This is a genomic window from Paenibacillus sp. J22P143, from assembly GCF_059692035.1.
The window spans coordinates 13,005-38,954 of the sequence record NZ_JCAUAQ010000036.1 but is presented as its reverse complement, the minus strand read 5'-3'; the positions used below and the strand labels follow the sequence as shown (position 1 = coordinate 38,954).

Genomic DNA, 25,950 nt, shown 5'->3' with positions numbered 1-25,950 from the left:
GTTCTGGGAGAGTAGAACGTTGCCAAGCATTGTTCCCTGATAGCTCAGTTGGTAGAGCACTCGACTGTTAATCGAGTTGTCACAGGTTCGAGTCCTGTTCGGGGAGCCATTTATTTTTAACAAACCAGGCCTTTTCATGGAGAGGTGTCCGAGCTGGCCGAAGGAGCACGATTGGAAATCGTGTAGGCGTCACAAGCGTCTCGAGGGTTCGAATCCCTCTCTCTCCGCCATATTAGTACTTTTACATAAGAAAAGCCTGTTTACGAGGCCCGTTGGTCAAGTGGTTAAGACACCTCCCTTTCACGGAGGTAACAGGGGTTCGAGTCCCCTACGGGTCACCACATTTTTCTTCATCCTATGGAGGCTTAGCTCAGCTGGGAGAGCATCTGCCTTACAAGCAGAGGGTCGGCGGTTCGATCCCGTCAGCCTCCACCATTTTACCTTTTCAGAAGAAATTTGGATGGCTTAGATTTTCTCTGGAAATAATAAAATATCATGCTAGTATTGTCGCGGGGTGGAGCAGCCCGGTAGCTCGTCGGGCTCATAACCCGAAGGCCGCAGGTTCAAATCCTGCCCCCGCAACCAACCTCTTACTAAGAGGAGATTTACATAGTGTGGAGCTGTGGTGTAGTGGCCCAACATGCCTGCCTGTCACGCAGGAGACCGCGGGTTCGAATCCCGTCAGCTCCGCCATTTTTTTATTACAAGACATGAGTCATTAGCTCAGTTGGTAGAGCACCTGACTTTTAATCAGGGTGTCGTAGGTTCGAATCCTACATGACTCACCATTTGCCTTATTTACAGCATGCGCGTATGGCGGAATTGGCAGACGCACTAGACTTAGGATCTAGCGGGCGACCGTGGGGGTTCAAGTCCCTCTACGCGCATCCAAGAACCAAGAAGAGCTTTCTTACATCCTTTTACAAAGGATAAGAGAAAGTTCTTTTTTGCATACAAGCTCAAGCATTTTATGGTTGACATTGATTATTATTATCACTAATATCAAAGAGTAGCGTCACACGTACTTGGCGGGGAGAGATCGCAAATGAAAACGATTAAATACTGCTGTAGAAATGAGAAATTCGGATCGAAACAAATATATAAATCCATCAAGAATGAGTTTCCAGAACTGAAACAGAAGAAGAAGGACTGTTTAGGTAATTGCAGGCATTGCAAGAAAGAATGTATCGCTATGATCGGGAAAAAGAAACTGCTCTGCGCAGAGTCACCGGACTTACTTTATGCTCAAATTAAACAAATCATCACCGCTTCTAAGGCTGAAAGCGTGTTGGCTTGAATGCGGACCTACTGAAATTGTTAATTCCGTTTGTATTTCTATGCACAATTCTGGTAATCTTGTATGTATGGGGAATACGCAAGAGATAACCATACAGAAAGGTGTGTGCACAGATGTTAAACGATACACTAACCAATGCGCTCAATGAGCAGATGAATTATGAGTTTTACTCCGCGCACGTCTACTTGGCTATTGCTGGTTATTGCGCTGCGGAAAGCTTGGACGGGTTTTCGAATTTTTTTAAAGTACAAGCAGAAGAAGAGAAATTTCATGCCATGAAGATTTTCAAATTTATTAATGACCGCGGGAAAAAGGTCGAATTTGATGGTATGAATACACCAGTCAATCAGTACGAATCGATTTTGGATGCTTTTGAGCATGCTTATTTGCATGAGCAAGAAGTAACTAAACGCATCTATCACCTGTCCGACTTAGCACTGAACGATCGAGAGCATGCTACGATGCAGTTCTTGAAATGGTTCGTTGATGAGCAAGTAGAGGAAGAAGCGATGTTCGACAGCATTATTAATAAATTGAAGCGCATTGATAAAGACAGCAATGCTTTCTATATGTTGGATGCGGAATTTGCACAACGCTCATTTACCCCACCAGCTGCGGAATAATTACATAGCCTTTTAATGAGACAAAAACTTACTTGTTTCGCATAATTGCGAGAGGTAAGTTTTTTCTGTTTGTTGACATAATGGTGTCAGGGTTTATTTTGTATAGTAGAAGAAAAGAAGGGAAGTACATCATGGAGAAATTAGATTTAGCCAAAACGTATAAAACATACTACACAGCCCCAACGAAGCCTCAGCTAGTTGAATTTGAACCGATTTCATATGTCACACTTATAGGAAAAGGGGATCCAAACGGATCAACCTTTGCTAGCGCCACAGAAGCGTTGTACACGGTCGCATACGGTGTTAAGGGCTATAACAAGAAGGTGGAGAAAGACTTCACTGTAGCGAAGCTAGAAGGGCAGTGGTGGGTGGATGGCGATCCTAGAACTGCGTTGGAGGTACCGAGGGAAGAGTGGCACTGGAAGCTGTTGATTCGTATGCCGGATTTTGTAACGGCTGAGATGGTGGAAGAAGCACGAGGAGTTGCATTGGCCAAGAAAAAGGAGCTTAAGGTGATATCCGAAGTAGGCTATGAATCCTTGGATGAGGGGACCTGTGTCCAAATGCTGCACGTTGGTCCGTATGCGACAGAACCGGAAACACTGGCTCATATGTATCAGTACATGGTCCATAATCATCTAAGCATCAGCGGACTTCATCATGAAATTTACTTATCAGACCCGAGAAGGGTAGAGCCTGCGAAAATGAAAACGATTCTGCGGTATCCGGTTCAAGCGATAGAAGTGGTGAAGGGGTGATTTTTGCTGTAAAATAGAAGATAATGTCGAGAAGCGAAGCATGGGGAGGGATAGTGTTGCGAATACGTAACATAACTGTGATTGGACAAGCTATTGGTGTACTTGTCATCATGATCGGCTTGGTGTATCCAGCCCCCGCTGCCCATGCCTCTTGGTTGGATCGAGTAAAAGAAATCTATCAATTGCCAAGCGATGTAGAGCAGATCCAGAAGGATTATGAGGCTACGAAGCAGCAATTAGAAGAACAGAAGGACAAGCTATCGGAAGCCGTCAGGCAGTCCCAAGAAATCGAAGATCGTCTCTTAAGCCAGAATGAGGCGCTCAAGAAGGATAATGAGCAATTGCAAGAGCGGTTGAAAGTAATGGAACAAGTTGCGCTGGATAAAGATAAACGAAATCGAAAAATAACCTATATGGTCATTACGGCAGCCGCATTGGTTGTAGGCTATTTCTTGCTTGGACGCGTGTTTCGTCTCTTCTTATGGCAAAGAAGGAAGCGTGGGATGCGTTAATAAGTGGTTGCGAGGAGGTTGTGCGAATGGAGGTCATCTTTGAAAATGCGAGCTTACAAGCTAGGATGGCTACACTTCAGCTTGAACAAGGCGAAGCCGTACATGTGCTGCATCCCAACCAAATTGTAGCGTTCCAAGGGATGCCTGAGCTTAGAGAAGATGCTTTGATGAAGCTTCCTGGAATGTATAGGAAAAAGCGGCTGATCCAATCACGTGTAAGAGGGCCAGGACAATTGCTGATGGGGCTGCCAGAAGCTTATAGCTTGGCTGTAGTGCCTTTAGAAGCCGAAGATGACCTATTGTTTGAGTTTCGTCATGTCTTGTTCTATACGGAGGGTGTGACCTTCACAACGCATTTGCAGAGCGTCAAGAATACATTGATCACACAGGATTTAGTCAAAATGAAATTTCACGGTCCCGGAACGCTAGGCTTGTTAACAGCGGGTCCTTTGCATCAGATGGCCTTAGATCCTAAGCAACCTTTGTATATTGATGTTAGCTGTCTTGTGGCATATCCGCGGCAGGCAAAGCTCCGACTTTGTGTGTACGGCAATACACTGGCAAGTCAGCATATGAACTATCACTGGGAGATCACAGGGCATGGTCACGTACTCATGCAACCATGTAAGCCTGATCCCAAATTGGACGAGCATATGAAATCGGATAGCTTGCTGCGCCGAATAGCTCGGGAAGTGCTGCCATTTGGCGGGGTTTTCATCAAATAATAAAAAGTATGAAAAAATAGTTGCATTTGTTTCGAATACCTGATATATTATTCCTTGTCGCCTCAGAGAAACACTTGCTGAGCGAGTGAGAAATAACGACATGCGGAAGTGGCTCAGCGGTAGAGCATCGCCTTGCCAAGGCGAGGGTCGCGGGTTCGATCCCCGTCTTCCGCTCCAATATTTGCGCCCTTAGCTCAGCTGGATAGAGTATTTGACTACGAATCAAAAGGTCGGGAGTTCGAATCTCTCAGGGCGCGCCATTTACACTTTATCTTCACTACGGGACGTAGCTCAGCTTGGTAGAGCACCTGCTTTGGGAGCAGGGGGTCGCATGTTCAAATCGTGTCGTCCCGACCACTTAGTACTTCTTAATATGCGGGCGTAGTTTAATGGTAGAACTTCAGCCTTCCAAGCTGATCGCGCGGGTTCGATTCCCGCCGCCCGCTTAAATAAAAAAGATCACCTTCGGGTGGTCTTTTTTATTTAGGCCTTGTTAAAGTTAGTTGTTGATAATTGGATTATCAGAACAGATGTTTTAAAATAGTGAAATCATTATATCTTAAAGTTTTAAATAAGGGGTGATTATGTGGAAGTTTTCGGAATTATGGGGTTCATATTCGGACTTGTTGCTTTTACGAATGCATTGACCTGTATTAAAAAAGTAAAAGAACTTGAAAAGAGAATTGATGATTTAGAGGGAAAATCGTGAACAATGTCTCAAGCAAACGGGTGCTTTGATTGAATAAGACTATATTACAAAATAGATCTCCCAGACAATTGGTAGTTCTATTTTTTTTCACTTACTATCAACATTAAAATTTAACAGAGCCTTTATTTAAGGTAAGCTGGGAAGCGAGCCCGCAGAGGGTTCGACCGTCCGTGCACACATCTGAGAATAGGCTTAGTAGGACGAGCGTCCCAATATACCATCGTTAACGATGTGAAATAGTTAAACAAGCAGAGAGTCTTCCTCAACAATGGGGAGACTCTTTTTGCTTAGGTTGCCATTATCAATAATCCTAAAAGTGTTAATAAACTATGAGTCCAACTCACATTAATTTCACAATTAATGTGGTATTTTACTTACCATTTCTTGTTACGATAGGCATTAGTTCGAAATTATAAAAATTTGCCGTTGGATTGAAAGCGTTAGCATATGGCGAAATCCATGAAGGAAATGGCTATAAAGAATAGATACATATATATCTTTACAGGAGGTTTTTATGAAATATCCACATTTATTAAAGGTGTTGCGGTAGGCTGTAGTTTGCTCATTATTTTGACGGTATTCAGCATTGTGTCTTTGAATGCTAGCTTCAAAAATGAACGGTTGGCGACAAACAATCAGAAGGAATTTAAGCAATTGGGCATTAATTTGTCGAATGCCTCTGATTATTTGACGAATGAAGCACGGCTGTATACCATAGCTGGCGATAAAGTACATTTTAACAATTATATGAAAGAAGTAGATGTAACGAAAACAAGGGACAATGTGGTAAACCGTTTAAAGGAGCTTGGGGCCCCTAAGGAGGAGCTAGATCTCATTGAAAAGGCGAAGCAGAATTCCGATGCTTTGATTCAAACGGAAACGAGGTGCGTTCCATGAGGTGGAAGTGAATAACTTGGAGCGTGCTAGACAATTGATGTTTGGTACGGAGTATGATAAAAACAAAGCTACGATTATGGAGCCTATCACACAATTTCAGACCACAATGAACAATCGTGCAGCCGCAGAGACGCTAGCGGCTCTGCAGAAGGCGAGTATGTGGTTAAATGTAACGATGGGTGTCTTGGTTCTGCTTGCTGTAAGTATCGTCATTACGATGGTTATCTTGTACACACGGGTTCTACTACCGCTCCGGAGACTCAATGCTTCGATAGATAATTTGGCGAGCGCCGAAGGTGATTTGACCATGAGATTGCCGATAAAAGGCAAAGATGAGTTTAGCGAAATCTCCACTTCTTTCAATAAGATGGTAGGAAATCTCCAAGATATGTTCATCGAAGTAGTCGAGGGAATCCGCACATAAACGCAAAGCAGCAGAGAGGTTTCGAGCAGTACGACGGAGATTGCTGTGGGGAACCAGCACCAGGCAGAGGCTGTGGAAAGTGTACACCAAATGGTTGAATCGATGACAACAGGTATTCATTCCGTAGCCAGATCTTCTGAGGAGGCAGCGGTCACAACTTCGAAAGTCGTTCAATCAGCGAATGATGGAGGGCAAATTATTCAGGGTACATTGGCTGATATGAAAAATATGAGCATAAAAATGAATGATTTATCCGAAAAATCGAACCAAATTGGTGACATTATTGAGGTGATTGACGATATTGCGGATCAAACGAATTTGCTTGCGCTTAATGCGGCTATTGAGGCGGCAAGAGCAGGTGAATCGGGTAAAGGCTTTGCCGTTGTCGCCGATGAAGTTCGAAAGTTGGCTGAACGCAGCGGAGAAGCGACCAAACGCATCGCCGATCTCATCAAAAACATTCAGCGGAATACGACGGGTACGGTAAGTGCCGTGAATCAGAGCAACCAAATGGCGCAGCGTGCAGGAGCAGCTTTTGAGCATATTGTCGAGATGGTTAGGGAGTCATCCAATCATATCAACGAAATTGCGACTTCTAGCGAGGAGCAGTTTGCTCAAAGTTCTGCCGTGCTGAGAACGATTCAAAGTATGGCTGCAATCACCGAGCAAACCTCTGCTGGCGCAGAGGAAAATGCAGCAACAGCAGACCACTTGAAAATGCTGGCCGATAGGCTGTACCAATTGGTCGGTAAGTTTAAAGTATCGTAGGGGCGAATTGACAAGCATACGGAAAAGACCACCTGATGGTGGTCTTTTTCTCTTTTCTCTTACTCGTTCGCGGGAATATTCTAATTGCAGCCACCATCTAAATATTGTATCCATTTATCGTGGTATTGAGGGTTCTTTGTATTTTGATGATATGGTGGTTCGTATTGCTCCATAATTTGCCGCATGGTTGGATACCCTATACAAAAAGGAGATGCCAACAGATGAAACAAGAGGATTCGTTTGGTGAAGTGTTCGAACTCATGGAATCTGCTTTTCCTGATACGGAGATAAGAACCTATGAAGGACAGCGATCACTGTTATCGCATCCGAACTATCGAATTGATGTTGAGAGAGATACGCATGGTCAAATGCTTGGCTTTTTGGCAAGCTGGAGCTTTAGTACGTTTCGATTTGTAGAGCATATTGCAGTCAATGCTGCAATAAGGTGCGGCGGAATAGGCAAACAAATGCTGACGGCTTATATGAGCAGCGGTTCTACGCCTATCGTGCTTGAAGTGGAGCCGCCGGATGCGCCGGATGCCAAGCGGAGAATTGAATTTTATAAGCGCTGCGGCTTTCATTTGAACATATTCCCTTATGCGCAGCCTCCTCTCAGAGAAGGGCAGCTGATGCTGCCTCTACTTATCATGAGTTCACCTGATCCATTGACGGAAACTGAGTTCATACCCTGCAAGAACATCATATACACAGAGGTATATAAGCAATCTGTAAGCTCGGATTGGGCAAATTAGTGATCAACAGCTACTCTACCTAGAGTAGCTGTTTGTGCTTGACTCCACAAAAAAAGGAAACACTTACCACCGTGAAAAAGTTGTCAGGCTAAAACGAACTATGCTAGTCTAACATAGACAAAAAATGCCGAATCTCGGAGCATCAAAAGCTCCGGTACGGGGGACTTCTTTACTTGGGGTGAATGAATGCTCAGTTAGTCTAAGGCTAATGGGGCGTACTAGGGAAAACCTCTTCCCGAACCCGTCAACTAACCTCGGAGGCTTCAAGGAGGCACAACGTTTTGAAACTTTTTACAAAAAGCTTTATTTGTTCATGCGCTCTTTTAGGCGCAGCCATTCCCCTGTTCGCCGCTCCAGCGGCGTATGCCGCTGCACCAGACACCTCTTCGGTGAAGGTTCAGGTCAATGACGAATTGGTGCAGTTCCCTGAAGTACAGCCGTTTATTGATACGGAAGGTACACTCCAGGTGCCGCTACGCGTGCTGTCGGAGAAATTAGGCTATCAAGTGGACTGGGAGAAGCAAGGCGATGATGTCGTCGTCACCCTAATGAACAAGGAGCAAGCGATTCAACTAACAACGGACGAAGAGCAAGCTGTCGTGAACAGTAAGTTGGTTGAATTAGAGAGCAGTCCGACGTTGCTGAAGGGAAATACTTACGTTCCTCTACGTTTCATAACAGAGACGTTTGGATCTGAGATCGCTTGGAATGATGCGAATAAAATCGCCATCGTGGAAGTCGATGGTAAGACCCACAAGCCAGCTTGGATTGCACCTCCGCCATCAGTAGCCCCAGTAGCAAAGGTTGTTCAGCCAGCTGTATCAACTCAAATTATACAGGCTGCGACGGCTTTTCAAGGAACACCTTACCGATGGGGTGGAACAACACCCAAGGGCTTCGATTGCTCTGGTTTCGTTCGTTATTTGTATGAAGCCAAAGGCATTGAGCTGCCACGCACATCCGTGCAAATGTATGATCAAGCGGGTGCGAGAGTGACGGATTTGAAGCAGGGCGATCTTGTCTTCTTTGCTTCGGGTATCGTTAATCATGTGGGCATTTACATGGGAAATAATCAATTCATTTCGGCTACAACATCCGGTGGTGTAGCGGTCGATAGTCTCGCTAGCTCCTATTGGGGCTCAAGATATGTAGGCGCAAAACGCGTGCTTTAATGTAGGGACTAAATCGGATAAAAGCAAGATGATCTAGAGCGTATGTTCGTTATGTCTTTCACAGATGAAAGATTAGCGGGCAGATGCTCTTTTTTTACGCGAAAATCTGCGATTTTTATCGAATTTTTGAGAATTATAGCCTATAATGAAAAAATGGTTGGAAGAAAGTAGGTGACGCGTACGACATGCAAGTCAGTGTCTGGAAAAACTGGTTTCATAAAATAAAACTGTCAGGTCGAACAGATCGCATGTACAACGTGGAAACGGGTCCTGCCATACCGGAAGACATTCGGGAAGTGATTAAGCAATTTTTTCAAACCTATAACCACTTCAAAGGGGCAAGGCAATTCCAGACGGATACGTTTATCAAGGAAGTGTTCTACGCGACGAAGCAAGATCCGAAGGATCGCCGCTCCATAGATGAGATGGAAAACTATATTCAGAGCAAGAATGTCAATCGTTTAAGACTGAAATCGTATGTGATTGATGAATATTTACGCATGGATGAGAAGTTGTGCATGATCGGTGTGACACGGGAGTTTAGTAATGCTCATCGCAATCGTGTGCTTTATTTTATCGTGAATGAGGACGGCGCGTGGCGGTTTCATCATATCGTGAGATCACATTCTGGGAAAATTCTTGAGAAGTTTCAAGTGAAGGAACAGGTGGGATTTGTGGTTGGGGATGAGAAGGTAGCGCTCCTGTTTCTAACGCATGCAAATTCGGCGGATGCTGCCTATATATTGGGAGATTATGTCCATTCAGAAGGCTATCTGGAAGTGGAGCAAGAGGTAAGCGGTCAGCTCTATTATCGGATTGTTCGGATGAATCGTGTGCATTAATATGGTTAATTAATCAGGTGAACCAGCAATGAATAGGCTTTGCTCAGTCGAGTAACGCTTATTTGGTGTTGGCGAAGGCGGGGTAGCATGTGGACATGGGCCACCTCCTTGTGAAAGAATATAATTATCATTCATCAGGTGAAGAGATAGGTGTACATGCCTGAAAGGGAGGCAAAGATGGAGAAAGATCCTATGGAGCTGCAGGAGCAGTTTTGGAAAAAGGTGAATGGTGAGCAGTTAGGACAGCTTCTGCAAAACATTGCCGTGAGCATTCAGCTAAAGCCTAGTAAGCTGGCTTTCGTGTGTATTGGGACGGATCGCTCAACAGGGGACTCTCTGGGGCCGGTTGTCGGAAGTAAACTTGCAGAGCTAGGCTATCCACACGTAATTGGTACGCTAGCGGCACCGTGTGATGCCAGTAACTTGGCGATGCGCTTGCAGGAAATCCCACCGGATGCTGTGGTTATTGCGATAGATGCTTGTTTGGGTCAAAAATTAAGCGTGGGCCTGTATCAGTTATCGAACCAGCCGTTGGCTCCAGGAAAATCAGTTGGTAAGGTGTTGCCACCCATTGGTGATTACACGATTGCGGCGATCGTGAATGTGGATGGGCCTAGACAGTATAATGTGCTGCAAACGACTTCGTTATATCATGTGCTTAGGATGGCGGATGAAGTGACCAAAGCCATTAGCTATGCAATTCCTTTGTAGCGAAGGGCAGCAAAGACGAGGAAGATCGGAGTGATCAGTGAGTGATGGGGCCAGGTGGACCAGGGGGTATGGGACGGCTTTCCGACCGGAATCGGCCAAAGGCGAAATTGAAGGATGTATCGATACGAAGGATTTTGGTTTTGTTCAAAAGGTATTGGGGACAGCTCTTGGTGATTATTGGCTTGGCACTGCTTGCGGCAGTGATTGGGTTGATCCCGCCATTAGTCATGAAGGAAATTATAGATACAGCCATCCCGCAGGGGCGTGTCCAGCTATTGTCTGTGATGGCGCTGCTGTTAATATTGCTGCCAGTATTGAGCGGTGTGCTTGGCGTGTGGCAAAACCACCTCAATACCAAAGTAACCCAAGGGGTTATTCGGGATTTGGGACAGTCGTTATTTCATAATTTGCAGCGGCAATCGATGGCGTTTTTCACGGATGCGCGCTCTGGAGAAATTGTTCAGCGGATCACGGGCGATGTGCAATCCGTACAGAGTGTGGTTACCTCTATCGTTGTCTCCTCGATCACGCAGATCGTAATTGTCTTCACGACGATAGGCATCTTGTTTGCGTTAGATTGGAAGCTGGCAATTATTTCGGTGCTGATTCTTCCTCTTTTCGTGCTGCCTGTGAAAAAGGTTTCCAAGCTGCGGAAGGCATTGCGACTTGAAACGCAGAAGGTGCGCTCGGACATCACCTCGCAGCTGAATGAGAACTTCGGTATTTCGGGTGCGTTGTTGACACGAATTTTTGGCAGAGAGAAGCAACAAGAACTTGAATTCACGACGATGAATCAAAAGGTGATGGATCTCGAGCTGCGGCTCAATCTGGTCGGTCGTTGGTTCGGGATGGCAACGAGCACACTAGGGCCGTTAGGCACGGCAATTATATATATCTATGGCGGCTACTCCGTTATTCAGGGAGATATGACGTTAGGCTCCATCGTCGCGTTCACGGCGTACTTAGGGCGGTTGTATATGCCAGTAGGGACACTGTTGAACCTGCAAGTAGAGGTAGCGACTGCGCTGGGGGTGTTCCAGCGTATTTTTGAATATCAGGACATGGAGCCTGATGTTATGGATTCGGAGGGCGCACGCCAGCTGGGGACAGTGGCGGGGCGTGTGAGCTATAAGCAGGTGTCTTTCGCTTATAAGGCAGGGGAACAAGGGAAAACAGGGCACAAAGGGAAGTTAGGGGATCCAAGGCGGGAAGAGAAGCCAAGGGATCAGGACGAAGCGGGGAAGGAAGGGAAGTCGAGGGTACAAGGCGAAGTGGTGCAGGAAGGGAAGTCAAGGGCTCAAGGCGAAGCGGGGTTCAAGGAGAAGAAGCCAATTCAGTATGCGCTGCGCGATGTTACCTTCGAGGCGCAGCCTGGTGAGATGGTCGCGCTCGTTGGACCTAGCGGCGCTGGGAAGTCGACGCTGATCGGGATGATCGCGCGGCTGTACGACCCGACGGCCGGTGTTGTCGAGGTCGACGGCGTGAACGTCCGCGACGTGGGGTTAGCGTCGCTGCGCGCGCAGATCGCGTATGTGACGCAGGAGTCTTTTCTGTTCCACGCGACCATTGGCGACAACCTGCGCTTTGCGCGGGAGGATGCTACGCGTGAGGAGATGGAGGCCGCTTGCCGGCAGGCCTACATCCACGATTTCATCGTGTCGCTCCCCGAAGGGTACGACACTATGGTTGGAGAGCGCGGCCACCGGCTCTCCGGTGGCGAGCGTCAACGGATCGCGATTGCTCGTGCGATCCTGAAGCGCCCGCGCATCCTCATCCTCGATGAGGCGACGTCGCACTTGGACTCGGAATCCGAGTCCTATGTGCAGGCGGCGCTCGAGGAGCTGATGCAAGGGCGCACGACGCTCGTGATCGCGCACCGGCTCTCCACGGTGCTGGCCGCCGATCACATTCTGGTGATCGAGGCGGGCGGCGTCGTGGAGCGGGGCACGCACAGCGAGCTGCTCGCACTGGAAGGGCTGTACGCGCGGCTGTACAGCACGCAGTTCGCGAAGGCTGCCGAGGAGGCAGCGAAGTAGGCGGGCTAGCGTTCTCATCAAGGTGCCTCTCGCTACTATCCCCTTCGCTCAGGTCAACAATAGCTGATCCATATCCTTAGCCAAAGGGAAAGTGCTTAGAATCTTAGGCGTTGAAAGCGATCATCGCCCACCGAATGGGCGGAAGTGCAGGCTGTAAGGCCCGAAAAGGGCCTTACAAGCAGAGCGTGAAGCCCTCGGCGCTCCAAATAGCGCCCCAAAAGGGCGCTAAAGCGAGCATCGCCCAGCGAATGGGCGGAAGTGAAGGCTGTAAGGCCCAAAAAGGGCCTTACAGCAGAGCGTGAAGCCCTCGGCGCTCCAAATAGCGCCCCAAAAGGGCGCTAAAGCGAGTATCGCCCACCGAATGGGCGGAAGTGAAGGCTGTAAGGCCCAAAAAGGGCCTTACAGCAGAGCGTGAAGCCCTCGGCGCTCCAAATAGCGCCCCGAAAGGGCGCTAAAAGCGAGCATCGCTCACCAAACAGGCGTCACAGGCAGATTGCTCGCCTACTGGCGAAAAAAGAGATATTCCCCCAGGTTAGTTGACCTAGGGGGATATCTCTTTCTTGTTAAGAACCTAATTTGTTTAAATGATCAAGTGTGTGCGTACAATCACGTCACCAAGGTGGCTGGATCCAACTTGGCTCCTTCACGCAGTAAGTAACCAAAAAACAAGACATAATACGACACGATGATGAAGAAGACACCGGCGGTGACGGGATCTTTTGTAAACTGAGAGAAATCTGCAGGAGAAATGTTAGTGGTTGATCCCGTGGAGATCGCAATAGCAGCATAACGATACGCAATGCGGCCTAGGAATAGAACTAGGACGGTGACTTCAATCCATAGATGTGTGCGATAGTACCAGCCATCACTCCGATGCTCGAAGCGGGTATGGCGAATCGCAGTTCGTCCGAGCAAGGCACCGCTTGCAAGGCCGATCAGATAGCCGATGAAATGGATGGGATGCACGAAGCCGAGGAGAAAAATGGTCATCCCGAATAGGCTGAACAGCGACAGACGAAAGGTGAGTCTGCCTCGCGACAGCTTTTGAAAACCAATGGTGCGCTTCGCCCGTCGATAAATAAAAAAACCAAAGATCAAAAAGGGAATCACATAGTGTAATGTATCCTGCATGTGGAAGCACCTCCAAACCTGGCATCGTATTTCCTTATTGTAGCAAATTTGGACGGCCCATCGTGAGAAATGTTATTCCGTTTACAAAATGTTGTCATACACTTAATAGTAGTTCGATAAACTTACTATTACACACTCTAAGTGCCGCAAGGAGTTGACGGTAAATGGCTCTGATCACTCATGTTAATGTATGTAACGCAGTTAATGAAATTTACTGTTGTCTTCGTAATAAAGTCGTGAAGCTGGACGCGCAGCAAAAAGAGCAGTTTTGCAAAGGGTGTAAAATGTTCGCGGGTAGTGCAGTGGGCTACGAACAAGGCGTCTCCTGTGTGTGGGAAGATATGCGAATCGTAAGCAATCCGCATGTGGTCCTAGATCCAGCCCAGGAGTTTAAACATAATCAAATTCGCCAAGTGCCGCCCGAGGGTCCGGCCTTATTTGTATATACACCCACATGGTAAAGCACGTACTGTTTGATTTTGACGGGACACTTGTCGATTCCAGGATGTTGCTGGTTAAGCTCTATAACGAAATGGCCAACCAATATCGTTTCCGCCCCATCCGTGAACAGGACTTGGCCCCTTTACGCTCAATGTCGATTTCTGAACGAGTAGATCGCCTGGGAGTGCCTGTACTCCAAATTCCTAAGCTCATGGTGGCTGGGAGACAGCTGTATCACGAGAATATTCGATCGCTGCAAATTGTGCCTGGTATGAAAGAGGTCATTGCGAAGCTCTCTACACAAGGGGTCAAGAGTTCGATCCTTTCTTCCAATTCAGAAGCAAACATCCGTTTATTCCTGAGAAAAAACAAGCTGGAGGGTGCGTTTAAGGAGATCATTTCAGCGAAGCATATTTTCGGCAAGCACCACTCGATTCGCAAAGTGATGAAGCAATGGGGAACCACGCCCGCGCGCATGATTTATGTCGGTGACGAATTACGGGATATTGAATCCTGTAAGAAATTAGGGGTGCCTATCGTCGCTGTGACATGGGGGTATGACTCTCCCCAACTGCTGCTCAGTGGAAAACCGGACCACATCGCCAACACCCCTAGTGAGCTGTATCGGACGCTAGTGAGCTTAAGTTAAGTTGAGAAAAATGAATGGCAGGAGCCGCCACAGGGAGGACTGGGGGGGCTTTTCGTGTTGACATGACAAAGCGCAGCTGCGCTCTTAGTCGGTGGGGCAATTGGTAACGGAATCGAACGTCTTCTATTCGGGAAGGTCACGGATTTCATCGTCATTCACTCCGGAAATGGTGTCATGAATCTAGCGGATATTGCGATTAATTTGGGTGTTGTGCTTTATGTGGTGGACATGCTGTTTTCGCAGAGAAATAAATGGAAGAGAAATGGGGAGAATCCACAATTTTCATAGGTACAAAAGCCCATGAATATAGAATTAATATAGATATAAAGGACTATTTGTGGTATCCTTCAAGTAGGAATACGTCATTGGAGGGATGGTCACATGAAAGCGGATCGACAAGTACTTGTTGATGAGTTTTTTGCGATGATTCGAAAGTTGAACCGCACAGGTTCCGATATTATGCATGTGAGGGAATTTTTCTGGCGATCATCGGAAATTCGCGGATTTATCCCGCCGACAGTCGAGTTTATGACGGTTCTCAAAACGTATAATGCGGTACTTTTTCACGAGTTTCGTAAATCACTTGTGCCACAGACAAGTATGCATATCTTAGCCAATGTTCATATGGAAGCAGGAGATGCGCTGGTTAGTTTGGGTATCACAAGTCTAGAAGATCTCGAATTAGCGGTTAAAGGCAGGATATTAACGAAAACGTAACGAGTTGTTAAGTTACTTGTTACTTTGATAGAAGGTTTTCTTATAGTGCAAAAGCCCAAGCGAAGAAGCAAGTCGCTTGGGCTTTATTAATTGGTATTAGTCTTCCTTCTTCTGCTGCAGGGCTGCGAGTAGCTTGTCGGCAAGTGAGTTGCCGAGTCCAGATTGATCGGAGAATTTCTCGATCAGCTCGCGGTTCGCTTTGGCTGAAGCCTTGCGTCCTCCACCAGTTGACTCGCCGTCGATTTTCTCGACCACATTGCAAGGACGGCATTGAAAATATTTGCCTGCTTTACCTGTGTGTATTTCCATCTTCTTATGGCACTGCGGACAACGGTGGTTCGTTAATTGACCGTCAGCTTCACGTTTATAGGAGCATTCCCGACTGGAGCATACCAGATAGCGCCCGCGTTTGCCTTTGACTTCTTGAAGAAATTCGCTGCAATCGGGACATTTACTGCCGGTTAAATTATGCGGTTTATACGCGGCTGAACTGCGTTTCACCTCGTCAACCAGCTCCGTTGTTTTCTTGCGGATTCCACTAAGAAAGGCATCCATGCTTCCCTTGCCTTTGGAGATACGTTCGAGCTCCTGCTCCCAGCGAGCGGTAAGCTCAGGAGAGCGTAGCTCCTCGGAGGCGAGCTCAATGAGCTGTGTGCCCTTACCTGTAGGGATGAGCAAGGAGCCTTGACGCTCGATCGTGTCGGAAGACACGAGCTTCTCGATAATATCGGCGCGCGTAGCTGGCGTGCCAAGGCCATATTTCTCCATTTGCGATAGCAAGGAGGCCTCATTATGACGAGAAGGCGGCTTCGTTTGACGGCTGACTTGCCGAATGTTGCGAGCGGTTACTGCGTCTTTCTCTGACGCTTGTGGCAGCAGTTGCCCGGCATCGTCTTCGGATTCATTCTCTTCCCGATCAGGATCGGTGAAATCGGTGGCACCGTAGACTTCTTTCCAGCCTGCTTGCTTCACGACTTTGCCTGAAGCATAGAGTTTCTCTCCTGCGATTTCGATCGTTAACTTCGTTTCATCATAGCGGCAAGGGCCGCTGAATAAGGCTAAGAATCGGCGAAGGATCAGATCATAGAGTCGACGTTCGTCTGCGCTTAACGTAGCGAGTGAGATCGCTTCTCCCGTTGGAATAATGGCGTGATGATCGCTGACCTTGCTGTCGTCTACGATCCGTTTAGTAATCACTAGCGGTTTACGGATAAAAGGTGCCGCGAGCGCCGCATAGGGACCAATAGCAGCCCCTTTCAAACGGCCGAGCAGTGTCGGTACCATATCTGAGGTCAAGTAGCGCGAGTCTGTTCGCGGATAAGTGACTAGCTTATATTGCTCATATAGCCGTTGCAGGACGTTCGACGTCTGTTTGGCAGAAAAGCCGAATTTGCGGTTCGCATCGCGCTGCAGCTCGGTCAAATCATAAGCAAGCGGGTGTGGAATCTGCTTCTCGGTTTTATTCACCTGCACGATTCGGCCGTTCTGGCCTTGCAGCTTTGCTTTCAAGCTATCTGCGCGCTCACGGTCAAATATGCGCGAGTCGCCTGTCTTCGGGTCCCGCCACTGGGCGCGGAAGGACCCAAGGTCGGCTTCGATCAACCAGTAGTCGACGGACCGGAAATCACGGATTTCCGCCTCACGGTTGATCATCATGGCCAGCGTGGGCGTTTGGACACGCCCAGCGGAAAGGGACGCGCCGAACTTGCTGGTCAGCGCGCGGGTTACGTTGAGGCCGATCAGCCAATCGGCCTCTGAACGACAGACGGCTGCTTGATACAGCCGGTTGTAGTCGGTGCCAGGCTTCAGCTGCGCGAAGCCTTCGCGAATCGCCTGATCCGTCTGCGACGAGATCCAAAGCCGTTTGAACGGCTTTTGCCAGCGGATCAGCTCCATAATCCAGCGCGCGACGAGCTCGCCCTCGCGCCCCGCATCGGTTGCGATGACCATCTCGGATAGGTCACCCCGACGGCTGAGATGCTCGATGGCACGAAACTGCTGCGAGGTTTCTTTCATGACCTTGAGCTTCATTTTACTTGGGATAATAGGCAGATCTTCAAGATTCCAAGTCTTGTACTTGGGATCGTAATCATCGGGTTCAGCGAGCGTAACGAGATGGCCGAGTGCCCAGGTGACGACATATTTGGCACCTTCGAAGTGGTGCTTTTGTTTCTGATTACAGCCCAGCACGCGAGCAATTTCTTTGGCTACACTTGGTTTTTCGGTCAGTACGAGAATTTTCATCGGGCTAATTACCTCATTTCTATATACAAAATAGCATAAGCGATAGGGACTTTCTTTTCAAACGAACAATTTCTCGAAATATTCGTGCTTTTGTGCCGAAAATCAGCGAAAATTGTCTATTTTCGTCTTAATATAAGGTATAATGAGATATATAGAATAAAAAGGGGGGGAACCTCAATGGGGCACATCTTTTCTCTTTTTTCCAATCATACCATTAAAACAAGACTTCAACTCTGGATAAGCGCAATTATTGTTTTGCTGGCTTTTTCGATCATTGTTCCTTTTTACTTTATTGAGAAAGGAAATCGGTTAGAGGAGGCTGGCGTTCAACTCAAGCAAATGATCGCCTTGCAGAGCTTATATATCGAACGTTGGAATCAGGAGAAGCTGGATGCGATTAAACGGTTCGCACTTTCGGATAATGCCAAGCTTCATCGGATTGCCGATTTGAAAAAGGAATTTCAAGATTATGCCAAGGTCAATTCGGAGTTTTATTCTATTACCTTTGTTGAGCCGGACGGCTATATTCGCACAGATTCGATCCCGATCTATGTGGGTGATCGGGTGTATTTCAAAAGGGGAAAGGAAAAGAAAAGCTACGTCTCTAGTGTTGTCATTTCGAAAGACAATGGAGCGCCTGTTATTACATTCTCGTCCCCCGTACTTGGCGATCAGGGTGAGTTCAAAGGTGTTGTGCTTGGCATTATCACACTCGAAATGTTGAATAAATTGATGGCGCAGCTTAGCTTCGGGGATACGGGGGAAGTCTATGTGCTTGATTCACAAGGCAATATTGTAACAGCCTCCAACCATACGGAGAATAGTGCAGTAACACAGCAAGTTACGTCTGAAATTTTTCAACATGCCAAGGCGGGTATTACTAATCAGAGTGCGTATATTGGATTCCGAGGTGAACGCGTATATGGACAATATAGATGGTCGCAAGGGAAGAATTGGCTAGTCGTAGGCGAAATTACGCAGAAGGAAATTTTCCAAAAGCTGAATGAATTAAGCATGACGATTATTGTCATTTCTCTGATCGCGCTCCTGCTCAGTGTTGCAGCAGCCGTGATGATTGCCTCCAAGATTGAGAAGCCGATTCGCTACTTGCTGCGTGCCACGAAGATCATTCAGAATGGGAACTACGATTATCAAATCAATTCGGATAACATAAGAAAAGCTCCTATTGAGCTGCGCCAATTGGTGAATACGTTTAATTTGATGTCCGATCGCCTCAATGCCAATATTTCGCTCCTGGAGCACTCCGCATGGATGGATCAATTGACAGAGTTACATAATCGGCGATATATGATGCTAGAAGGAAATAAACAATTACAAACGTGTATTCTCTCCGGTCAGACATGCTCAGTCTTGATGATGGATATTGATCATTATAAAAAAATTAATGATACGTATGGTCACTTGGTTGGCGATGGTGTGCTCCATCATGTTGCGAGTCTCTTAAAGCGTTATGCGGGGGATGATGCGATTGTGGCAAGGTATGGCGGTGAAGAGTTCATTCTGCTCCTTCCGTGGAAAAATGCCCAAGAGAGTGCTGATTTGGCTGAGGAATTAAGAGCGCTCTTAATGGCCGAACCTTACGTTAAAGAGATGCTTACCGTCAAAATCACAGCGAGCATGGGAGTTTCGGAATACTCGCCTACGCTGGAATACGGTACGATGGTGTTGGAAGATATGATATCTCGGGCAGATCATGCTTTATACCGAGCGAAGTCACTTGGAAGAAATCGTGTTGAAATTGACGCCAAAGAGTCTTACGATGAGAATGATCATGTATAACCATGACACTGGAGGCGTGCTATGAAGGGAAAAACTGCGATTGTTGCAGGAGGAACTGGGTTAGTCGGACGAGAGCTGCTCAAACAGTTATTGAATGATCCAGATTATGACAGGGTTATTGCGTTAGTTCGTAAGAAACTGGACATAGAGCAGCTTGGTGGACATGGGAAGCTGGAGCAGCGAGTGATCGATTTTGCTAAGCTGAGCGATAGTCTGAAGACTTCTGAGTTCGCGCATGCGCACGTCTTCTGTACCTTAGGAACGACGATTAAAAAAGCGGGCTCCAAGCAGCAATTCCGCAGAGTGGATCGGGACTATCCCCTCCTCCTAGCTGAAATGGCGAGTAAGGGACAAGCCGATGCATTCGCCATTGTGACCGCGATGGGCGCAGACCGCATGTCCTCCTTTTTCTACAATCAGGTAAAGGGTGAGGTGGAAGATAAGCTGCGGGGCATGCGGCTTCGCGCGTTGTACCTGCTGCGTCCTTCTCTGATTCTGGGCGACCGTGGAGAGTTCCGACTGGGCGAGAAGCTGGGAAGCATCGTGTCGCGAGCCATAGCTCCGCTGATGACGGGACGTCTTCGAAAGTACCGCCCCATTCATGCGAGCACGATTGCAACTGGCCTTATTCGAGCTGCAAAGTCGGGAAAAACGGGAGCTCAGGTGTTGAGCTCGGATCGGATAGCATCGATAGCTGGGAAGTGATTGTCAGGGGCAGCTGGCCTGAAGCATGCTAGGACAATCCCAACTGGAGTGGTGTTCGGTCTACGTTTTTGTTAAGATTAGTGTCGTTCATTATTCATGTACTAAATGATAATAGAAAGAAGGTTCACATCATGATTGACCATATCGTCCTTGTAAAATTCGGTGAAACAACAACACAGGAGCAGCTGCAAGAGGTTGTTGATCGTTTCAAAGCGCTGCGTCCACATCTAACAGGTATCATTGATATCCAAGCGGGTCTTAACTTCTCGGAGAAAAACAAAGGGTATCAAGTTGTATTGTCTGTGCGTTTTGAAGATAGAGCGGCATTGGAAGCATACGGGCCTAACCCTGAGCACCAAGCGGTTGCAGCGTATATTCGCGAAGTTGGCCGCGAGGACAGCTTGGTTGTGGATATTGAGATTTAAGGTTTGTTCTGTATGTGGGTAAGAGACAGTAGAATCCCGCAGTGGATAGTCATAAAGGAAAGTAAAAGACCAATGCAGACGTTAGCATTTGTCTTTTACTTTCCTCTTAGTGATACAGCCTTACGCTGACCCACGCTAGATTGTATAAATAGATTGTACTAGATTCCTCTCTATACTATAGTATTTGTAGGTCCTAGAAATTTCCATTTCTAGTAATAATCATTTTTAGTAGTTTTCACAGCCAAGGAGGATATTTTATTGAGTTTATTTCGTTTTATGCCAAAGCTTTATCTTTTTTTAGCTGTTTTGCTATTCATTTCTAGCCTCGGACTCCAGAATATTGTGCTTGCCTCTGAAATAGTCCAGCCCCAGTCAGTAATTTCACAGCAAACGGAACCGATTTCATCCAATCATATTCAATCTCCGCCACCTCGTATGCTACAAGGCAATCTATCAGGTGCTATTCGCAGTGATACTGAGATTTATAATTATCTTACGACTCAAAAGAGTGTATTTGGCTTCACCAGCCCACAGAATGATCTTCAAATCCTAAAAAAAGATGTAGATAAGGCTGGACAAGCCCACTATTTACTTCAGCAGAATTATAAAGGGATTCCTGTGTATGGTAAATATATGCGTGCTCATTTAAATACGGCAAAATCATTATATGCCATTACCAATCAATCCAATTCCGAGATTAATTCACTCTTAATTGATATTAATCCAACAGTGAGCTCTGGCCAAGCCATTGAGAACTTACACAAGGAAATTGAAAACACAGTGGGCTATTCGATCGAGTTAGGCGGCAATATTGGTCCTAGAAAGTTAAATGATCCTAAAACAGAGCTTATTATATATCCTTATCAAAACCAATATCTGCTTGCTTATCAAATAGATATCGAATATATCACGCCAACTTATAATCGTTGGGTCGGCTTTGTCGATGCCAAAACGGGAGTTATTATTCATAAATTTAGCCGCTTGACCGAGATTAGTCCTGACAGTGCGTCTGGAACAGGGAAGGGCTACAATGGCGATTCAAAAACCTTGAACATTACACGTGATTCCGATGGTTATTATTCGCTCCTAGACAAATCCAAATCGATGTACCGTATTGAAAATAACGAAGAAGACGGCGTTATTGCTACCTATGATTTTATGAAGCCGTTTACGGGTCCGATATCCAGTTACTCACAGACCTTTAACGACCCGACAGCTGTAGATGCTCATTATTTTTCTGGTATTGTGTACGACTACTACAAACAAAATTTACAAAGAAATAGCATTGATAACAAGGGAATGTCAATCATTTCTGTAGTAAATGTTGGTGCAATAGATAACGCATTCTGGAACGGTAATGAAATGATGTATGGCGATGGTAACCAGAATTTCGCCTGCTTGTCCTGTGGGTTAGATGTTGTGGCTCACGAGCTGACTCATGGCATAACTGAATATACCGCAGGCTTGGAATACGCAAGTCAACCAGGAGCACTGAATGAATCTTTGTCGGATATCATGGCCGTCGTTATTGATTCAGATGATTGGACCATCGGAGAGGATATTGGTGTTACGCAAGCCACATATGTGCTTCGTGATTTGGAAAATCCTTCTCGCGGATTAACTGCCCAGCCTTCTCATATGAATGACTTTCGAAATCTACCCCTTGATATTGATCACGATAACGGAGGTGTCCACATTAACAGCGGCATTCCGAATCACGCTGCATATCTAATAGGGACAGGAATCGAGCAAATACAAGGACTTAGTGGGCAAGGTAAGAAGCTACTTGGCCAGATTGCATATGGTGCAATGACTTCATATTTGACGCCAACTTCAGACTTCGCAGATGCGCGCGACTCTTTCGTTTTGGCTGCGGGTGACCTAACTGTAAACGCTGAACAAAAAGCAAGTATTATTCAAGTCGTCAAAAGTGCTTGGGCGGCAGTTGGCTTACCTTATACCAATGATGAGAATAATATCGTATCATTCTATGTGCCCAATATGGTTGGATCTCCAATCATTGACAATGTAGCACATACCGTTGATTTTACCGTTACTTATAGCTCATGTTTGAATGCTTTGGCGCCAAATATTTTCCTCTCACCTGGTGCGACAATTGTATCAGGAGCAACCAGTTCGCAGGATTTTACCGCACCGGTTTCTTATACAATCCGATCTCAGAGCGGGCTTTCACAAGTGTGGACGATTAAGGGCGTGGCCGCAAACGCCGTTACTTCTGGTGATATTGTTTCATTATCTGTAAACGAACAAACGGGGGAAACATTGATTGATCCCGTAGCACGCACCGTAACGTTCTATGTTGAAGGAAATACCAATATTACGTCATTGATTCCTTATTTAGAAGTGTCACCTGGAGCCTCAGTTTCTCCTGCGAGTGGTACGCAAGTAAACTTCACGAATCCGGTAACATATACGGTTACGGCACAGGATGGTTCAAATGAACAGTGGACCGTTCGAGGAATTAAGGATTCGGTCAGTCCTAAGTTGCTAGGTGCAGAATCTACTTCACAAACGACAATTAGTTTGTATTTTAATAAGGCAATGAATCCAAATACGATCAATTCAATTGCTAATTACGTGGTTGAACCGCTAATTCCTTCCGCGCCAACGGCTCAGGTTAGTAGTTTAATCGTCGACAATACAGCTTCTAGAGTTACATTAACAGTAAGGAATCTAACTTCTGAAGTAGCCTATAAAATCACGGTATTGGGTGCTAAATCAAGCAGTAACATTCCCCTGCGCCCTGATCACAACGTAGGTTATGTATTAGTTGGGGATACCAACCTGCCTAACTTACTTACGGCAAGAATTGATAATGATCAATTAGTTCTTACATATGATGAATATGTCAGATATTACTATTCTTACAGTTCTGCTGGGTTTCAGGTTAAATTGAACGGCAACCAAATTGCTATTAATAACATAGAAGCAAATGCAAGGGCGATTACTCTGTATTTGGGACAAAAAGTAAGGCCTAGCGATTCGGTCACCATTTCATATTCACAGCAACCAAATTCCAGCATTATAGTCGATTTGAATAATAATGCAGCTCCTGCCTTCAATGGAATACCAGTCGTTAATCGAACTGTTGTATCACAACCTGTTGGAGAACCAAATAACTTCCATATCAATAATTTACTTAAGCAAATCGTGAAGCACCCGGCTAAACCAATCGTGTATTCCATTTTCCAAGGTGACACGCATGTTGTTTCTGCCAATATGGTAACCGGAGAAACCAAGATGATTGAGCTTGACTATCCTGCAGAGCGGATATTCGCAACAGAGGATGAAGTTTTTGTCGCCTTGTCGCATCAGCCACACAGCTATTATTGGTCGGAGGAAAACCAAACGGGGAGTCTGGCTATCCTAGATGGCACTGACCTGCGACTAAAAGATGAGTTTCAGATTAGCGTAGATCCATTCGATTTGGTTGTTGATAGTCATGGCGTCATTTACGTTTCCTCAGGTTCCGGTCAATGGACAAATTTTCATTCCTATTCTTCGGTAACGAAAAGCGTTTATGACTATACAACTATCGATCATCGCTCTTACCTGCAAATAAGTCCAAATTTAAACAAAATATATGCGATAGATACGACTAGCAGTCCTAGAGATATTCGAGAATTCACCGTGAGCAACAACGGAGTATTTACAGAAGGTCACCATTTCGGCGGTTATGATTCTCCTTATCATGGTGATTATGCCATGACAACATTGCTGCGCATATCTCCTGATGGACAATATTTATTCAACGGTGCTGGTACTATCTTTACGAGTACATCCCAACAATCAACCGATATGATATATGTTCGGACTATTGACTCATTCACTGATATTGCTTTTGATTTGGGACAAGACCGCTTCTACACCCTTAAGGATAATGCGTTAACTACGTGGAGATACAGCACGTTCCAAAAGCTGGGTCAGATTCAATTGAGTCAGCCTGTAACGAATATTTTAAGCAGTGGTCAGGCGAATAAGCTATTTCTCGTCAGTCCAGAATTAGGTGGAAAGCGCACTTCGGTCATTACCTATTCAATACCTAATGCTGCAGCTTTGAATGCTTTAACTGCTACAACGCAATCCATTGCTTCGGTAAACGGTTGTGCAGCGCCTGGTGGCAGTACACCTAGTAACGGTACACCTGGTGGAGGTGGGGGCTTCTTTATTCCAACTGGTAATTCAAATCAGCAACCAGGTTCAACACAAATTTTAAATAGTGACGCGATCCAAACAGAAACAATAACCGACAGCAATGGCAAAAGTATACTTAGAGTGAAGCCCGATACTGACAAGCTTATGGATGCCATTCAGTTAGCACTTACTGGTTCAGTGGAAGAAGCTGAAAAAAATAAGCAGCCATCTATCCCAACTGTTACGATGCCAATTGAAAACTTTGGGAATGGCATTCAAGTCGAATTGTCTGCCCAATTTTTTAGTGAAGCTGCCAAGCAAGCACCAACTGCTGTTATTTCTATTCAATCGGGTGTTACAACTTTTGTAATTCCAGTTCAACTGCTTGCAAATCTAACAAGCGCTTCAGGCAATGGCAGCAAGGTTAATATTATTGTTGAAAAGCCAGATAGCGCGCTTAATGACCAAATCAAAAGTTCGATGGCATCGGATGGATATTCGCCAGTTAGTGATTCTATTGATTTCAAAATTTCAATAGGCAATAACGAAATTTCCGATTTTAACGGTACTTATGTCTCAAGGTCAATAACAATTCCCGGAAATGTTGATATTTCCAAGATTTCCGTATTAGTCTATAACCCAGAAACAAAAGAAACTTCGTTTATCCCGGCTTTTGCTAGAAACTCAGAAGGTCAAACAATTGTTGATATTACTGCACCACATAATAGTATCTATACCGTTGTCCAAGCGTCAAAAACATTTAATGACGTTAACCAGCATTGGGCTAAATCCGATATTGAATTAATGGCATCAAAGAAAATTGTGCTTGGTATAACAGAACAGTCCTTTATGCCAGAGAAACAGATCACACGTGCAGAGTTTGCAACGATTTTGATTCGTGCACTCGGTATTAAGGTAACTGAAGAGAACTCCAAGTTTAAAGATATCCTTGCAACCGATTGGTATTCTAAATCAGTTACTGCAGCAGCAAGAGCAGGACTTGTTCTAGGGTATGAGGATGGTACATTTAATCCAAATGGCTCAATCTCCCGTCAAGAGATGGCGGTTATGATTGGTCGTGCAATGAAGTATGCGAATACTGCTCAATCCATCCAAAGTTCCGGACAAGATCAAAGTAAATTAAATGCATTAACTGATCGAGGGAATGTTCCGAGCTGGGCCTCAGCAGATATTATTTCCTTACTAAACAATGGCATCATGGAAGGTGTAACACAAAATTCTTTTGAGCCTGGTTCTCTGGTTACTAGAGCGCAGGCTGTTACAGTGCTTAAACGGATGTTACAACATTTGAAATTCATTAACTAATCATTGGATTTACTATTTTATACAGAAAAGCCTGACGGGACATTGCCCCTGTCAGGCTTTTCTATGTGCTCAAGCGCGTAGATCAGATCGCTGAAAGCAGTGCAAACAATTTCGGACTTAGTGGAATAAGG

22 protein-coding genes, 12 tRNA genes, 1 pseudogene and 1 riboswitch are annotated in these 25,950 nt (G+C 45.9%); of the genes and pseudogenes, 33 read left to right on the top strand and 2 right to left on the bottom strand.

The genetic code is table 11. The features are described from left to right. Positions 1-33: 33 nt before the first annotated feature. From AC58PQ_RS27400 to AC58PQ_RS27280, 25 genes are all read left to right on the top strand, one after another. Positions 34-109, top strand: a tRNA-Asn gene (locus AC58PQ_RS27400). Between the two features lie 29 nt (positions 110-138). Further along, a tRNA-Ser gene (locus AC58PQ_RS27395) sits at positions 139-230 on the top strand. Positions 231-266: 36 nt separating this feature from the next. Beyond that, positions 267-341: transfer RNA gene (locus AC58PQ_RS27390), tRNA-Glu, on the top strand. An 18-nt stretch (positions 342-359) separates the two neighbouring features. Further along, a tRNA-Val gene (locus AC58PQ_RS27385) sits at positions 360-435 on the top strand. Positions 436-508: 73 nt separating this feature from the next. Next, positions 509-585: transfer RNA gene (locus AC58PQ_RS27380), tRNA-Met, on the top strand. Between the two features lie 31 nt (positions 586-616). Further along, a tRNA-Asp gene (locus AC58PQ_RS27375) sits at positions 617-693 on the top strand. 19 nt (positions 694-712) lie between these two features. Beyond that, a tRNA-Lys gene (locus AC58PQ_RS27370) sits at positions 713-788 on the top strand. Positions 789-807: 19 nt separating this feature from the next. Continuing rightward, positions 808-887, top strand: a tRNA-Leu gene (locus AC58PQ_RS27365). A 158-nt stretch (positions 888-1,045) separates the two neighbouring features. After that, positions 1,046-1,297 (top strand): DUF1450 domain-containing protein, encoded by a 252-nt coding sequence (locus AC58PQ_RS27360; protein ID WP_497247184.1) that lies wholly within the window; start codon positions 1,046-1,048, stop codon positions 1,295-1,297. 113 nt (positions 1,298-1,410) lie between these two features. Beyond that, a complete protein-coding gene (locus AC58PQ_RS27355; RefSeq protein ID WP_477592948.1) occupies positions 1,411-1,920 on the top strand; it encodes a ferritin in 510 nt (169 codons plus the stop codon). A gap of 131 nt (positions 1,921-2,051) precedes the next feature. Further along, on the top strand, positions 2,052-2,678 hold the full coding sequence (locus AC58PQ_RS27350; RefSeq protein WP_497247182.1) for a GyrI-like domain-containing protein: 627 nt from the start codon (positions 2,052-2,054) through the stop codon (positions 2,676-2,678). A gap of 56 nt (positions 2,679-2,734) precedes the next feature. Further along, positions 2,735-3,190 carry an SH3 domain-containing protein gene (locus tag AC58PQ_RS27345; RefSeq protein WP_497247180.1) on the top strand — a complete coding sequence of 152 codons (456 nt, stop codon included), beginning with the start codon at positions 2,735-2,737 and terminating at the stop codon, positions 3,188-3,190. Between the two features lie 26 nt (positions 3,191-3,216). Continuing rightward, entirely contained in the window at positions 3,217-3,915 is a 699-nt protein-coding gene (locus AC58PQ_RS27340; RefSeq protein WP_497247178.1) for an AIM24 family protein, read from the top strand. A gap of 102 nt (positions 3,916-4,017) precedes the next feature. After that, positions 4,018-4,092, top strand: a tRNA-Gly gene (locus AC58PQ_RS27335). Positions 4,093-4,098: 6 nt separating this feature from the next. Beyond that, positions 4,099-4,175 (top strand) — tRNA-Arg (locus tag AC58PQ_RS27330). A 20-nt stretch (positions 4,176-4,195) separates the two neighbouring features. Further along, positions 4,196-4,272, top strand: a tRNA-Pro gene (locus AC58PQ_RS27325). An 18-nt stretch (positions 4,273-4,290) separates the two neighbouring features. Beyond that, positions 4,291-4,361: transfer RNA gene (locus tag AC58PQ_RS27320), tRNA-Gly, on the top strand. Positions 4,362-5,071: 710 nt separating this feature from the next. After that, positions 5,072-5,521, top strand: coding sequence for a hypothetical protein (locus tag AC58PQ_RS27315; RefSeq protein WP_497247176.1), 450 nt, complete (start codon positions 5,072-5,074; stop codon positions 5,519-5,521). A 1-nt stretch (position 5,522) separates the two neighbouring features. Continuing rightward, positions 5,523-5,945, top strand: coding sequence for a HAMP domain-containing protein (locus AC58PQ_RS27310; protein ID WP_497247174.1), 423 nt, complete (start codon positions 5,523-5,525; stop codon positions 5,943-5,945). A gap of 45 nt (positions 5,946-5,990) precedes the next feature. Then, entirely contained in the window at positions 5,991-6,713 is a 723-nt protein-coding gene (locus AC58PQ_RS27305; protein ID WP_497247172.1) for a methyl-accepting chemotaxis protein, read from the top strand. A 221-nt stretch (positions 6,714-6,934) separates the two neighbouring features. After that, entirely contained in the window at positions 6,935-7,465 is a 531-nt protein-coding gene (locus AC58PQ_RS27300) for a GNAT family N-acetyltransferase (protein WP_497247170.1), read from the top strand. Positions 7,466-7,580: 115 nt separating this feature from the next. Then, positions 7,581-7,743: riboswitch (cyclic di-AMP (ydaO/yuaA leader) on the top strand. Positions 7,744-7,746: 3 nt separating this feature from the next. After that, positions 7,747-8,637, top strand: coding sequence for a C40 family peptidase (locus tag AC58PQ_RS27295; protein WP_497247168.1), 891 nt, complete (start codon positions 7,747-7,749; stop codon positions 8,635-8,637). A gap of 185 nt (positions 8,638-8,822) precedes the next feature. After that, positions 8,823-9,479 (top strand): hypothetical protein, encoded by a 657-nt coding sequence (locus AC58PQ_RS27290; RefSeq protein ID WP_497247166.1) that lies wholly within the window; start codon positions 8,823-8,825, stop codon positions 9,477-9,479. A 177-nt stretch (positions 9,480-9,656) separates the two neighbouring features. Beyond that, complete coding sequence (gene yyaC, locus AC58PQ_RS27285) at positions 9,657-10,190, top strand: spore protease YyaC (RefSeq protein WP_497247164.1); 534 nt, start codon at positions 9,657-9,659, stop codon at positions 10,188-10,190. Positions 10,191-10,258: 68 nt separating this feature from the next. Next, positions 10,259-12,226 carry an ABC transporter ATP-binding protein gene (locus AC58PQ_RS27280; protein ID WP_497247162.1) on the top strand — a complete coding sequence of 656 codons (1,968 nt, stop codon included), beginning with the start codon at positions 10,259-10,261 and terminating at the stop codon, positions 12,224-12,226. Between the two features lie 606 nt (positions 12,227-12,832). Here the strand turns inward: AC58PQ_RS27280 and AC58PQ_RS27275 are convergent. After that, positions 12,833-13,357, bottom strand: a complete 525-nt coding sequence (locus AC58PQ_RS27275) for a CcdC protein domain-containing protein (RefSeq protein WP_497247160.1) — start codon at positions 13,355-13,357, stop codon at positions 12,833-12,835. 164 nt (positions 13,358-13,521) lie between these two features. Here AC58PQ_RS27275 and AC58PQ_RS27270 point away from each other — a divergent pair, with 164 nt between their 5' ends. The 4 genes and pseudogenes from AC58PQ_RS27270 to AC58PQ_RS27255 all read left to right on the top strand — a co-directional run bounded on the left by AC58PQ_RS27270 (position 13,522) and on the right by AC58PQ_RS27255 (position 15,164). Further along, entirely contained in the window at positions 13,522-13,818 is a 297-nt protein-coding gene (locus AC58PQ_RS27270) for a hypothetical protein (RefSeq protein WP_497247158.1), read from the top strand. Beyond that, a complete protein-coding gene (locus tag AC58PQ_RS27265; RefSeq protein WP_497247156.1) occupies positions 13,812-14,447 on the top strand; it encodes an HAD-IA family hydrolase in 636 nt (211 codons plus the stop codon). The genes AC58PQ_RS27270 and AC58PQ_RS27265 overlap by 7 nt, the downstream gene beginning before the upstream one ends. Before the next feature lie 84 nt (positions 14,448-14,531). Beyond that, positions 14,532-14,735, top strand: a pseudogene (locus AC58PQ_RS27260) (signal peptidase II); the annotation flags it as partial. Between the two features lie 93 nt (positions 14,736-14,828). Further along, on the top strand, positions 14,829-15,164 hold the full coding sequence (locus AC58PQ_RS27255; RefSeq protein WP_497247154.1) for a hypothetical protein: 336 nt from the start codon (positions 14,829-14,831) through the stop codon (positions 15,162-15,164). A gap of 96 nt (positions 15,165-15,260) precedes the next feature. On the opposite strand, the gene AC58PQ_RS27250 is transcribed toward AC58PQ_RS27255, so the two are convergent. Beyond that, positions 15,261-17,408: a DNA topoisomerase III gene (locus tag AC58PQ_RS27250; protein ID WP_497247152.1), complete on the bottom strand. Its 2,148-nt coding sequence runs from the start codon at positions 17,406-17,408 to the stop codon at positions 15,261-15,263. A gap of 177 nt (positions 17,409-17,585) precedes the next feature. Between AC58PQ_RS27250 and AC58PQ_RS27245 the strand changes: the two genes are divergently transcribed. The 4 genes from AC58PQ_RS27245 (at position 17,586) to AC58PQ_RS27230 (ending at position 25,819) form a co-directional block, all read left to right on the top strand. Then, a complete protein-coding gene (locus tag AC58PQ_RS27245) occupies positions 17,586-19,208 on the top strand; it encodes a sensor domain-containing diguanylate cyclase (RefSeq protein WP_497247150.1) in 1,623 nt (540 codons plus the stop codon). Between the two features lie 21 nt (positions 19,209-19,229). Next, positions 19,230-19,913 (top strand): oxidoreductase, encoded by a 684-nt coding sequence (locus AC58PQ_RS27240; RefSeq protein WP_497247148.1) that lies wholly within the window; start codon positions 19,230-19,232, stop codon positions 19,911-19,913. Between the two features lie 131 nt (positions 19,914-20,044). Next, the gene (locus tag AC58PQ_RS27235) at positions 20,045-20,338 is read left to right on the top strand and encodes a Dabb family protein (RefSeq protein WP_497247146.1); all 294 of its coding nucleotides are present in this window, start codon (positions 20,045-20,047) and stop codon (positions 20,336-20,338) included. 258 nt (positions 20,339-20,596) lie between these two features. Next, positions 20,597-25,819: a M4 family metallopeptidase gene (locus AC58PQ_RS27230; RefSeq protein WP_497247144.1), complete on the top strand. Its 5,223-nt coding sequence runs from the start codon at positions 20,597-20,599 to the stop codon at positions 25,817-25,819. The last annotated feature ends 131 nt before the right edge of the window (positions 25,820-25,950 follow it).

What these genes read in the sequence shown, in the direction of transcription:
- AC58PQ_RS27270 (WP_497247158.1), top strand. Translation starts at nt 13,522, where the DNA reads ATGGCTCTGATCACTCATGTTAATGTATGTAACGCAGTTAATGAAATT.
- AC58PQ_RS27255 (WP_497247154.1), top strand. Translation starts at nt 14,829, where the DNA reads ATGAAAGCGGATCGACAAGTACTTGTTGATGAGTTTTTTGCGATGATT.
- AC58PQ_RS27340 (WP_497247178.1), top strand. Translation starts at nt 3,217, where the DNA reads ATGGAGGTCATCTTTGAAAATGCGAGCTTACAAGCTAGGATGGCTACA.
- AC58PQ_RS27300 (WP_497247170.1), top strand. Translation starts at nt 6,935, where the DNA reads ATGAAACAAGAGGATTCGTTTGGTGAAGTGTTCGAACTCATGGAATCT.
- AC58PQ_RS27265 (WP_497247156.1), top strand. Translation starts at nt 13,812, where the DNA reads ATGGTAAAGCACGTACTGTTTGATTTTGACGGGACACTTGTCGATTCC.
- yyaC (WP_497247164.1), top strand. Translation starts at nt 9,657, where the DNA reads ATGGAGAAAGATCCTATGGAGCTGCAGGAGCAGTTTTGGAAAAAGGTG.
- AC58PQ_RS27350 (WP_497247182.1), top strand. Translation starts at nt 2,052, where the DNA reads ATGGAGAAATTAGATTTAGCCAAAACGTATAAAACATACTACACAGCC.
- AC58PQ_RS27315 (WP_497247176.1), top strand. Translation starts at nt 5,072, where the DNA reads ATGGCGAAATCCATGAAGGAAATGGCTATAAAGAATAGATACATATAT.
- AC58PQ_RS27250 (WP_497247152.1), bottom strand. Translation starts at nt 17,408, where the DNA reads ATGAAAATTCTCGTACTGACCGAAAAACCAAGTGTAGCCAAAGAAATT.
- AC58PQ_RS27290 (WP_497247166.1), top strand. Translation starts at nt 8,823, where the DNA reads ATGCAAGTCAGTGTCTGGAAAAACTGGTTTCATAAAATAAAACTGTCA.
- AC58PQ_RS27235 (WP_497247146.1), top strand. Translation starts at nt 20,045, where the DNA reads ATGATTGACCATATCGTCCTTGTAAAATTCGGTGAAACAACAACACAG.
- AC58PQ_RS27280 (WP_497247162.1), top strand. Translation starts at nt 10,259, where the DNA reads ATGGGACGGCTTTCCGACCGGAATCGGCCAAAGGCGAAATTGAAGGAT.
- AC58PQ_RS27275 (WP_497247160.1), bottom strand. Translation starts at nt 13,357, where the DNA reads ATGCAGGATACATTACACTATGTGATTCCCTTTTTGATCTTTGGTTTT.
- AC58PQ_RS27240 (WP_497247148.1), top strand. Translation starts at nt 19,230, where the DNA reads ATGAAGGGAAAAACTGCGATTGTTGCAGGAGGAACTGGGTTAGTCGGA.
- AC58PQ_RS27355 (WP_477592948.1), top strand. Translation starts at nt 1,411, where the DNA reads ATGTTAAACGATACACTAACCAATGCGCTCAATGAGCAGATGAATTAT.
- AC58PQ_RS27245 (WP_497247150.1), top strand. Translation starts at nt 17,586, where the DNA reads ATGGGGCACATCTTTTCTCTTTTTTCCAATCATACCATTAAAACAAGA.
- AC58PQ_RS27360 (WP_497247184.1), top strand. Translation starts at nt 1,046, where the DNA reads ATGAAAACGATTAAATACTGCTGTAGAAATGAGAAATTCGGATCGAAA.